The organism is Vreelandella arctica, from assembly GCF_037070215.1.
GTDB classification, from domain to species: Bacteria; Pseudomonadota; Gammaproteobacteria; order Pseudomonadales; family Halomonadaceae; genus Vreelandella; species Vreelandella arctica.
Window position 1 is genome coordinate 151,683 of sequence record NZ_JBANSN010000010.1, and the last position, 11,125, is coordinate 162,807.

Consider the following 11,125-nt stretch of genomic DNA (forward strand, 5'->3'; position numbering starts at 1 on the left):
TCAGGAAGGCAAGGAGACCCATGGAACTGCTTCGTTTAGTATTTCGTCACTACCGCTGGCCTTTTTTGGGCGCCATTGCGCTGAGCCTATTGAGCGCTGGCTTAGGGGTCGGGGTGATTGCCTTCATCAATCAGCGCTTAATTGAGGTCGGCAGTTTGGCGGCGTTGCCGCAGTTTTTAGGCTTGTTAGCGGTATTGCTGGCGGTGACGCTGGGTACGCAGTTGGCGCTTACTTTGCTGGGTCATCACTTTGTATTCGATCTACGCTCCCGCCTAGTGAAGCGAATTCTAGATACTGATATTGAGCGTTTGGAGCAGTTGGGTAACTCCACCTTGCTGGCCAGCCTTTCCAGCGATGTGCGCAACATCACCATTGGTTTTGTGCGCCTGCCGGAACTGATTCAAGGCGTCGTGCTGACGCTGGCTTCGGTCGCCTATTTGGCGTGGCTCTCGCCCCAAATGGTGGTCATCACCGTGCTATGGATCACTTTCACGATGGGGGTGGGCTGGTGGCTGGTCTCCAAAGTGTATCGCCACTTTCATCTAGTGCGGGAGAGCGAGGATCGCCTTTACAAGGATTATCAATCGGCGATTGAAGGGCGCAAGGAATTGGCGCTCAACCGCGACCGCGCCCGGCGCTTTTTTGACGAGCGTTACACTCTCAATGCCCAGGACTACCGTTACCACATCATCCGTGCCGATACCTACCACCTCAGTGCCAATAACTGGTCCAACATCATGATGTTGGGCGCAATCGGCGTGGTGTTTTTTCTCTCTAATGGGCTGGGCTGGGCCAATACCACGGTGGCTTCCACCTTTGCACTGACACTTTTGTTTCTGCGCACGCCGCTGATTCAGGCGGTGGGCGCTTGGCCAACACTGATTAGTGCCCAGGTCGCCTTTGATAAGCTGAGCAGTCTGGAGCTAGCCGAATACCAGCCAGGTTTTGCAGTGGACGATACGCTGACTGATTGGCAGCGTCTGGAGCTGGAGGAAGTCACTTATCACTACCCGAACACTGCCCAGGGCGAGGGCTTTCAGGTGGGGCCACTCAATATGACCCTAGAGCGTGGTGAACAGGTGTTTTTGATCGGCGGCAACGGCAGTGGTAAGTCGACTCTGGCAAGGCTGCTCTCGGGGTTATACCGTCCCCAAAGTGGCACTATTAAAATTGATGGGCAGGTGGTCACTGCTGCTCAATGGGAGGCTTTCCGTGCCCGTTTTGCCAGCGTGTTTACCGATTTCCATCAGTTTGATCAAGCAATGGGCCCTGAAGGGCTACCTGCTGACCCAGAGGTCGTTGATACCTGGCTTGAGCGACTGCAGATGCAGCACAAATTGCAGTGGGAGGGGGATCGCGTTATTAGCACTCAGCTCTCCCAAGGGCAGCGTAAACGCCTAGCGCTTTTGCTGGCAATTGCCGAAAAGCGTGACATCTTGCTGCTCGACGAGTGGGCGGCGGATCAAGACCCCCAGTTCCGGCGTCTGTTCTACCGCGAGCTGTTACCGCACTTAAAAGCAATGGGTAAAACCGTGTTTGCCATTAGCCATGACGACAGCTACTTCGCCCACGCTGATCGGTTGCTGGAGATGTCGAAGGGGCAGCTTAGCGAGCTGAAAGGCGAGCAGCGTGCGCGGGCAAGCGAAGATGCAGTTGCGCAAATTAATATCTAACCAGCGTTAAAAATAGCTAACGTTTTAACGGGCGACCTGCCTGGCGCGCTTACGCGCTTCCAGGTCGCAGCCCTCTAGCGGGCAGGTGCCGCAGGTATCAAACTCATCCAGTAAATAGCGCAGGCAGCAGAGCTTGCGCACCCGCTTAACTTCCTCACTACCCTTGGGCGTAAAGTAACGCACCGGCTGAAACAACGGGTTGCGCTTGCCGTTGGGCAGGTTGCGCGCTTCCAGCAACGCCTTGGCGGCCTCAAACGCCTGCCGATTAGCAAGCGGATGCTCGCCTAGTGCGTTGACGTAGAAGTCCAGATAGCCACCGGCATTGCTCCAGAACACCCGCTGTGCAGCGCCGGAGATAGCTGCTAATTGCTCAATCAACGGTGCCCAGTGCTGCTCAATCAGGGTAGCAAAACGCTCAAACGGATCTTGAGTGGATATTGGCGTGCCTTCGTGGGGCAACCACAGCTGAGAGGTGGCGCCCTTATCGTTAAAGATAACCTGCATGTCGTCCAGCCCCACCGGCAGGTCACGGTTAAGCAGCAGGTTGGCTGTGAGTGTGGGAACGGTTAGTGCGCTTAAGTGCCATTTCGACCAGATCGATACCACTGCCCGCTTGTCTCCGCCTGGGTACTGTTCAGCGAAGCGGGAGAGATCCTCTTTGAGCCAATCGGCATCCCGCCAACGAGCTGTTTTGAACGCTTCCAGCGGTGGCGTTCCACCTATTAACGGCGGCGTAAAGTTCGCCAACGGCCCGGTGTAGCAGGCGGCCAATGAAGGCTCGAACAGTTGCGGCTGACGCAGAGCAGAGGGCATCGCGAGGCTCCATCACAGGGATTTAGCGCAGGGTTTTGACACAGCACACAGGGGAAATACGGTATCCAGCTTAATCGATAATGCGTATCAGTTGAAGCGTTTGCTTGCGAATGAGTGCTTTTAAAAGCCTTTGGCCTCGGAGAATAACGTTATTGTGCCACGGCGATATTGTGCTCTCCGTTGGGATGCTTCATGACCTGCATCGGTAGGCCATAAATCGCCTCTAAGGTGCTGCAGCTCATCAAATCACCCGGGCTGCCATGGGCCAGTAAGCGACCGCTGTGCAGTGCCATCAGTTCGTCACAGTAGCGCGAAGCCATGTTGATATCGTGCAGTACAATAATCACCCCAAGGTTTAGCTCATCGCACAGCTTGCGGATTAGCGCCAGTACTTCGATTTGGTGGGCGATATCCAGCGCCGCTAGCGGCTCGTCCAGCAGCAGGAATCGGCTGCCCTGGGCGAGTAGCATCGCCAGCCATACCCGCTGGCGTTCCCCTCCGGAGAGCGTATCCACTAGGCGGTCTGCAAATGCTTCGGTGTGCGTGAGGGCAATAGCGCGCTCTACGGCGTCTTTATCTTTTTGCGTATGACGCCCCAAGAGCCCATGCCAAGGATAGCGGCCGAAGCCCACCAGCTCACGCCCGGTCAAGTTTTCGGCACTCGGCAAATGCTGTGGCAAATACGCTACTTGGCGTGCGAACTCGCGGTTTCCCCACTCATTGAGCGGGCGTTGGTCAAAGTGGATATTGCCCTGGGAGGTAGGCTGCTGCTGGGCCATTAGCTTAATTAACGTCGATTTTCCCGAGCCGTTATGGCCAATCAGACCGTATACCTTGCCCTCATGAAAGGTGTGTTCAATGGGCGCTAAAAGCGGCTTGCCATTGATTTCAAAGGTGGCGCCTTTGACCTCGAACATGAATGACTCCTGGCGGAAGGGTAAAGAGTAGTAGGTACATTCTAGTGCTAATAGTTCTCATTTGTAACCTGGTGGCAATAATAAAATGTCTATCAACCTCGGCTCCTTTAACCCATCAAACGCGCCCATATTGAATCCCTGAGCCATAAGCGACGAACCAGGGCAATAACGATATGGCCGATGATGAGTCCAAAGAGCAGCCAGGAGAGTGGACTATGCAGCACGCCGGCAGGAGCCATCATCCAGGTGATGTTACGCTCTGCTTCGGGCAGTAAATCAAGGCCGTAGAATTGGAGTGCTCCACCACGGCCGTACTGGCGCAATAGACCAAAAGCGGGCAGCCACAGCAGCAGTCCATAAAAGGTGATATGGACGATACGTGCCATTTGACCACTAATTCCCGGTGGAGCCAGTGGGCGATGCTGACGATTACTCAATGCCCAGCCAAGGCGGGCCAGGGTCACGAGTAAGATTAGCAAGCCCAGGGAACCGTGCGGGCCAATGCTTGATAGGAAGACTGTGAGTGAGTTTTCGCCCATGGCTCGCCAAGCCAGTACGACGATAAATTGAAATAAAACCAGCGCCGCCGTAAGCCAGTGTAAAGCCCGACTAATACGCCCAAAGTGATGCGGGCTGTCTCGCCAGCCAAGAGGCGTGTGAGCGGGCTTGCTTGTGTGGCTACTGTTTAGCGCCGTGTTGTTTGCTGTTCCCTTAACCATTGGCCTTGCCCAGGCGCCAGTAGCCCATGCTGGTAACGTACTGTTTTGGTAGCCCGCACTCGTTAATCAAATAGCGGCGCAGCTGCATGGCGACCTTGGTTTCAGCGGCGATCCAGGCGTAGAAGGGTGCGCTGTCATCCAGGGTGGCGGGTTCCCAGAGTGGTCCCTCCTCATCGTCGCTTTTGTCCTGGGGAGTGGGTGACGTAGGTGTGCCGCCTAGCGCTTGAATTTCTTTTTGTAAATCGATATCACGCAGCGCTCGCATTAGCAGTTCACCGTGTTGGCAGCCCGGTTCAGCGTCGCGGGCCAGCCAGCGCAGCTTGGCGGCCTGGGGCAGCGGCTGAACGTCGTCGCCACGAGGCACTTCGAACAGCGCTTCGACTTTGGGTTTGAGCGGCAAATCATCAAGGGTTTCCAGAATGCCGGCAGCAGCGGGTAGGGCGGTTTCATCGGCGATGATCAGAATACGGCGTACGCCTTGGGGCGGCTTCCACTCGTAGCCTAGCTTTGGGCCATCCGCATTGGCGGTAGGAGCTGTCATGGCCAAGCGGTCGCCGGGGCGGGCATGCATTGCCCAGCGTGATGCGGGCCCCGTGTCACCGTGGAGCACGAACTCCACGTCCACCTCGGCTTTTTCCGGGCGCAGAGCGCGGATAGTGTAAGTGCGCGCGGAAGGTCGCTTGGCATCCGGCAGGGCACGGTAGGCGCTATACCAGTCGTGCTCATCCAGTTTGGCGATTTCAAATAAAGGGTCGAGAGTACCGTCTCCTTCCGGGAAGAACAGTTTGACGCGCTGATCCGGTGCGTAAGTGGTCATCTGGCTAACGGCGGGGCCGCTGAACGTAAATCGAACTAATGAGGCGCTGACTTGGGTGCGCCGGGCGAGGGTGATATCGAATAGCTGGTAGCTCGGTTTGGCTGCCATAGAATTGCCTCCCTTGATAAAGGTGTCAATTGTAGTGCTAATCGTTATCATTTAGAATCGATAGTTATTATTCAGTGACTGACTTCCAAACACGATTAAGGCTAACCAATGATGCTGCTGCCTACCGCCGTCCCTTCGGAAAGTGCCTCGTTTATGAAAGGGGATTGCTCGCTATGTTAGGCGCTGCTCAATTCGCCCAGCGAATGGGAGGGATGTCGCCAGCGAAAGCCTGCCTGTTGCTTAGCCTGCCGATGGTGGTGCTGTTTTGGCTGGGGCTGCAGGGCCAAGGCGGTTTTGCGCTGGGACTACAGGCCCTTGTAGCGCCCTCTTTTGAGAACGTTGACGAGCTGCTGCTTTATTACGCTTGGTGGCCGCGCCTCTCGATTGCTTTGCTCGCTGGCGGCGGCTTGGGGCTGGCCGGGGTGCTGATGCAGCAGGTGCTGCGCAATCCGCTGGCCTCGCCCACCACACTCGGGGTGGCCTCGGGCGCGAACTTGGCGCTGATGACGGCCACCCTGCTGGCACCGGGGCTGCTGGTTGCCGGGCGCGAATGGGTAGCGTTGTTGGGCGGTGCGCTGGCGGTAGGGCTAGTGTTCCTGCTTTCGTGGCGTCGCGGGCTGGCGCCCATCGTGGTGGTGTTGGCAGGCCTGGTGGTGAATCTCTATTTAGGAGCGCTCTCCACAGCGCTCCTGCTGTTCAACCACGAAGCGCTCTCGGGGCTGTTGATTTGGGGCGCTGGTTCGCTAGCGCAAAATGGTTGGGACGGCGTTGCGATACTTTGGCCCCGGCTGGCCATTAGCTGCGTAGCGGCATGGTTTTTATTGCGTCCGCTGGCCGTGTTGGAGCTGGATGATGCAAGCGCCAAGAGTCTGGGGGTTTCGCTTGCCTATCTTCGCTTTGCGGGCATGGGGCTGGCGGTGTTTATTACCGGCAGCATTGTTAGCGTGGTAGGCATCATTGGCTTTATTGGCTTGGCCGCACCCAATATTGTACGCATGGCGGGCGCGCGCCGGTTAGGGCCACGGCTACTCTGGTCGACCCTTTTGGGGGCTGTACTATTAGCCACGACGGATCTTTTGCTTCAGCAGTTTTCGGGCATGGCGGCTGCCTTTATTCCTACCGGGGCGATTACCGGTGCGCTAGGGGCGCCACTATTAATGTGGCTGATTCCGCGCTTAAAACTGCAGGGCGATCGGCCGCCAAAAAGCGCGGGAGTATTCACGCATCGCCACCCTGCACCCTCGCGGTTAGCTGCTGGGTTACTGCTCGCGCTGCTCGCCGCAACAGTGCTTGGCCTGTTATTTGGTCAGGGGGTAGACGGTTGGTATTGGCTTGCGCCTAATAACTGGGGCGTGATGCAGTGGCGCCTGCCCCGCGTAATGGCAGCCGCGGCCAGCGGCTTGATGCTGGCCATTGCAGGTACGATTCTCCAACGCCTTTCTGCCAACCCTATGGCCAGCCCTGAAGTGTTGGGTATCAGCGGTGGCTGTGCCATTGCGCTGATTTTGGGAATTTTCCTGCTGCCTGCGCCCACCAATATGATGCTGATTGGCGTAGGCACGCTAGGGGCGTTTGCAACGCTATTGGTACTGGTTGGAATCAACCGCAAAAGTGGTTTTCTCCCTGAACGCTTACTGCTCACCGGGGTAGCGATCAGTGCGCTGTTTGATGCGGTTCGCAGCGTAATGCTGGCAGGTGGCGATCCTCGTGGCCAGCAGGTGATTGCTTGGCTGGCGGGATCCACCTACTACGTGGATATCACCAATGCGGTGGTGGTAGGGGGCATTGCCGCCGCGCTGGCGCTGATCACGCTACCCTTCACCCGCTGGCTGGATATCTTGCCCTTAGGCGCGCCGACGGCCAAGGCGCTTGGGGTAACCCTCAACCGCGCTCGTTTGGTGTTGCTGCTACTGGTGGCCTTGCTAACCGCCTGCGCTACCCTGGTGGTAGGGCCGCTTTCGTTTATTGGCCTACTGGCGCCGCATATGGCGCGGTTGGTGGGTTTCTCCAGAGCTAAGCAGCATCTGCTAGGAGCGGCATTGATCGGCATGCTGCTAATGGTGCTGGCGGATTGGGTAGGGCGTCAGATTATCTTCCCTTACGAGATACCGGCAGGCTTGGTCGCTTCACTGATTGGCGGTGCCTACTTTATGTGGGGGCTGCGGCGGCTTTAATTCGCTAAAAGCATCCCTTTATAAGTAAAACTGATGCCCCATTAGCAGGATGATTATTAGTTATCCAGCTTGCTCGTTATCTTAGTGCCACGTTTGTTTAACACGATACTTATTCTGGCACTGGGAGCTAGGCAATGTGGGAAAGCTACTTCACCGGGCTGCTGGTATGCGGCGGCATCATCATGGCGATTGGGGCGCAGAACGCTTATATCTTAGGGTTGGCTATTCGCCGCGAGTATCACTGGTGGTCGGCGGGGCTGTGCATGAGTGCGGATATTATCCTGCTCACGGCGGGTATGTTTGGGGTGAGCGCCTTTCTGCTGACGATGCCCAGTGCGCTGGAGGCAATGCGCTGGGTGGGCGTGGTGTTTTTAAGCTGGTTGGCGGCGCAGGCGTTATTTAGAGCCGTCAGTGGACGGCAAGGGTTGAGAGCCGAAGCGGGCAAAGCGCCTAGCTTAACGAAAGTGATTTTCGCAACCCTTGCCGTCACCGTGCTCAACCCTCAGGTCTACCTGGATACGCTGCTGTTGATACCCGCCATCGGCGCTCAGCAGGAGAGCGCCGGTGTTTTTGTGGCAGGGGCATCTACCGCTTCCATCCTCTGGTTTAGTCTGCTGGCCTGGGGTGGCGCCGCACTTTCGCCTTGGCTGTCAAAGCCTATCGCTTGGCGCATCATCGATGGTCTGATTGGGTTAATGATGGCAGGCATCGCCGTTCATCTTGCCCTGGGAGCAACTTCTCTTAGCTAAACCGCTTAGTGAGCAAGTTAGTTAGCATTTAGTGACGGCTGAAATAGGCCTCCATCACCGCTACTACTTTATCAATATCGGCATCATTGATATCGCGATGGACCACAAAACGGGTGGCGTACAGTAACTCAATTAATATGCCATGCTCTTTTAGCCAGGCGGATAGTGGCTGGACATGGGCGTCGGGAATTTGTGCAAATACCATATTGGTGGCTTGCGAGGTGATCTCTACCCCTGGCAGTTTCTCCAACCCTTCCGCCAATCGAGCGGCACGGCGGTGATCTTCGCTGAGATCGGTAACGTGGTGATCCAGGGCGTATTGACAGGCCGCAGCGATAATGCCCACTTGTCGCATACCACCGCCTACCATTTTGCGTAAACGGCGAGCCTTATCAATCAGCGTTTGAGAACCCACCAACGCCGATCCCATCGGAGTCCCCAGGCCTTTTGAAAAACACAGGGAAACGCTATCGAATGGCAGGCACAGCTGCTTAAGCGATGTATCGGTTGCGATGGCGGCATTAAACAGACGTGCGCCGTCTAGGTGTGTTGCCAGCCCGCGTTCGCGAGCAAGATCGGTCGCTTTTAGCGCATAGTCGGCCGGGAGTACCTTGCCGCCAATGGTGTTTTCCAATGCTAATAGTTTACTGCGGGCAAAGTGAAAATCGTCGGCTTTAATCGCGGCGCTTATTTTTTCCAAAGGTAGCGAGCCATCAGCGGCATTCTCAATGGGCTGGGGTTGGATGCTCCCCAATACCGCAGCGCCACCACCTTCATAGCGATAAGTGTGGGCTGACTGCCCCACAATGTACTCATCACCGCGTTCACAGTGAGCCATTAGCGCCACTAGGTTGCTTTGTGTGCCGCTAGGAAATAGCAGCGCGGCTTCCTTACCTGCCTGCTCGGCCAGGTTGGCTTGAAACGCATTCACCGTTGGGTCATCGCCCCACACATCATCACCTACCGGCGCTGCCATCATGGCTTCCAGCATGGCGGGAGTGGGGCGGGTCACCGTATCACTGCGTAAATCAATCATGCAGATCTCCTTTTTTTTGTAAGGGCAACAACTTAGATTAAATTTTTTAAGCAAGTTTATAAGAACCATCTATGGTTAACAGCATACTGCAAGTCTCTCCAGCATAGGCAACCCGATGGATCTAAAAAGTGGCTACCCCTTTTGGGCTGTAAAAAACGGCCTGCTTAAAGCGTATCCCCCGCTTGCTCGCGATCACCAATGCGATATTGTCGTCATCGGTGGTGGTATTACGGGGGCGTTAATTGCGGACGAGTTAAGCCGCCATGGTCATTATGTCGTGGTGCTTGAACGGCGTGATATTGGCTGGGGCAGTTCCGCCGCCAGCACTGCTTTATTGCAATATGAAATTGATACCCATATGACGGAGCTCGCGAAGCTTTATGGAGAAGCGAATGCTGTGCTCGCTTACCGTGCCTGTGCTGAGGCGATTAGAGAGCTCGAAACGTTAGCGGCAGGGTTGGGGGATGTGGATTTTGCGCGTCAACAAAGCCTTTATTATGCCAGTGATGAAGGGGATGTTGCGTCACTCAAAGAAGAGCTAGCGCTGCGCCAAAAGCATGGTTTCGACGCCTCTTGGCTTGAGCGCGACACTATTTTAGCCGATTACGGTTTTGCAGCACCGGGCGCTATTCTTACCCAGTTGGCCGCCAGTATTGACCCCTACCGTATGGCTTATCAGCTGTTTGCCAGGGTGGTTGAGCGTGGTGGTGAGGTATATGACCGAACACAAATGGAGACGATGACGCCGGATGATCAGGGAGTCACGCTGACACTGACCAATGGCTCCAACCTGCGCTGCCAGCACGTGGTGTTGGCGACCGGCTATGAATCGCAAGCTTGGTTGCCGGAAAGCGTGGCGATCAACCGCAGTAGCTACGCGCTAATCACCGATCCCCTCTCACCCAAAGCACTGGGTAAATTACGCCATACCATGGTGTGGGAGTCTGCGCGGCCCTATCTCTATCTACGAACTACCTGCGATGGCCGCTTGCTTGTAGGGGGCGACGATGATGATGAAGATATCCCCCAGCGTCGCGACGCGCGGGTCGAAGAGAAAGCCCAGGGGCTGGCGAGCAAAGTAGAGGCGTTGTGGCCTAAGCTGGATATTAATCCAACGTTCTCGTGGGGCGGTACGTTTGCCGAAACCAAAGACGGATTGCCATTTTTTGGCCCCCATGAGGCCCATGGGCCCCGCGTACACTTCGCCATGGCATATGGTGGCAATGGCATTAGCTACAGCATGATCGGTGCAAAATTACTGCGCGCGCTGATCGAAGGAGAAGAGCATCCGCTGGCAGAGCTATTTTCATTCAAGCGGATAGCTACAACCACCTGACCATCAAAAACCACCTAATCATCACAAAACACCTAATCATCACAAAACACCTAAGCACTTAAAACAGAGTTCACAGCGCCCTTAAAATTTAGCAGCGAGCCAAGGAGAAACGGGTATTCTTATGGGATACCCACCAGAGTAGAGGACAATGAGCCACACACTATTTTTAAGGGCACTGGAGCGCAATGATTTGCGCTTTGTCCACGAGCTCAATAATAACCAGAGCATCATGTCGTACTGGTTTGAGGAACCTTACGAGTCATTTGATGAGTTGGAAGAGCTATATAACAAGCACATTCATGACAATGCCGAACGGCGCTTTGTCGCGGAAAATAGCCATGGTAACGCGATTGGTTTGGTGGAGCTGATTGAGATCGACTACATCCACCGCAGCGCTGAATTTCAAATCATCATTGCTCCCGATCATCAGGGCAAAGGGTTTGCTCGTTCGTTGATTCACCAAGCGTTGCACTACTCGTTCACGATCTTAAACCTGCACAAGGTGTATCTCATTGTGGCGGTGGAAAACGTCAAAGCGATCCATCTTTACGAGGAGAGCGGTTTTATTGAGGAAGGGCACCTAGTGCAGGAGTTCTTTATCAATGGCAAATATAGGGATGTGAAGCGTATGTATATCCTGCAGGACGCCTACCTCGGCCAGATAAGTGCCTGATCTTAAGTTTTCGTGTAACGTTGGAGTCTGATATCTCTAACGGATGGAACCATGTTAAGGCGTTTCGTTGCTCCCCTTACTGACTCTGAACAGCAGACGCTGTCCTCCGC

General features: G+C 55.4%; 10 protein-coding genes. 5 read left to right on the forward strand and 5 right to left on the reverse strand.

Translation table 11 applies throughout. The annotated features are described in order from the left end of the window. Window positions 1-20 precede the first annotated feature (20 nt). Complete coding sequence (locus V8L70_RS11635; protein WP_101148011.1) at window positions 21-1,673, forward strand: multidrug ABC transporter permease/ATP-binding protein; 1,653 nt, start codon at window positions 21-23, stop codon at window positions 1,671-1,673. 24 nt (window positions 1,674-1,697) lie between these two features. Here V8L70_RS11635 and fhuF read toward each other — a convergent pair whose 3' ends face one another. The 4 genes from fhuF to V8L70_RS11655 form a co-directional block, all read right to left on the reverse strand. Then, entirely contained in the window at window positions 1,698-2,486 is a 789-nt protein-coding gene (fhuF, locus tag V8L70_RS11640; protein WP_101148012.1) for a siderophore-iron reductase FhuF, read from the reverse strand. A gap of 149 nt (window positions 2,487-2,635) precedes the next feature. Then, window positions 2,636-3,403 (reverse strand): ATP-binding cassette domain-containing protein, encoded by a 768-nt coding sequence (locus tag V8L70_RS11645; RefSeq protein WP_101148013.1) that lies wholly within the window; start codon window positions 3,401-3,403, stop codon window positions 2,636-2,638. 107 nt (window positions 3,404-3,510) lie between these two features. Next, a complete protein-coding gene (locus V8L70_RS11650; protein ID WP_101148014.1) occupies window positions 3,511-4,122 on the reverse strand; it encodes a cytochrome b in 612 nt (203 codons plus the stop codon). Then, entirely contained in the window at window positions 4,115-5,047 is a 933-nt protein-coding gene (locus V8L70_RS11655; protein WP_101148015.1) for a siderophore-interacting protein, read from the reverse strand. The genes V8L70_RS11650 and V8L70_RS11655 overlap by 8 nt, the downstream gene beginning before the upstream one ends. Before the next feature lie 173 nt (window positions 5,048-5,220). Here V8L70_RS11655 and fhuB point away from each other — a divergent pair, with 173 nt between their 5' ends. After that, window positions 5,221-7,221 (forward strand): Fe(3+)-hydroxamate ABC transporter permease FhuB, encoded by a 2,001-nt coding sequence (gene fhuB, locus V8L70_RS11660; RefSeq protein ID WP_101148016.1) that lies wholly within the window; start codon window positions 5,221-5,223, stop codon window positions 7,219-7,221. Window positions 7,222-7,355: 134 nt separating this feature from the next. Further along, window positions 7,356-7,970 (forward strand): LysE/ArgO family amino acid transporter, encoded by a 615-nt coding sequence (locus tag V8L70_RS11665; RefSeq protein ID WP_101148017.1) that lies wholly within the window; start codon window positions 7,356-7,358, stop codon window positions 7,968-7,970. A gap of 28 nt (window positions 7,971-7,998) precedes the next feature. Here V8L70_RS11665 and ltaE read toward each other — a convergent pair whose 3' ends face one another. Next, complete coding sequence (gene ltaE / locus V8L70_RS11670; RefSeq protein ID WP_101148018.1) at window positions 7,999-9,006, reverse strand: low-specificity L-threonine aldolase; 1,008 nt, start codon at window positions 9,004-9,006, stop codon at window positions 7,999-8,001. A 115-nt stretch (window positions 9,007-9,121) separates the two neighbouring features. Between ltaE and V8L70_RS11675 the strand changes: the two genes are divergently transcribed. Further along, window positions 9,122-10,342 (forward strand): NAD(P)/FAD-dependent oxidoreductase, encoded by a 1,221-nt coding sequence (locus V8L70_RS11675; RefSeq protein WP_101148019.1) that lies wholly within the window; start codon window positions 9,122-9,124, stop codon window positions 10,340-10,342. A gap of 148 nt (window positions 10,343-10,490) precedes the next feature. Beyond that, a complete protein-coding gene (gene speG / locus V8L70_RS11680) occupies window positions 10,491-11,015 on the forward strand; it encodes a spermidine N1-acetyltransferase (RefSeq protein ID WP_101148020.1) in 525 nt (174 codons plus the stop codon). Window positions 11,016-11,125: the final 110 nt, after the last annotated feature.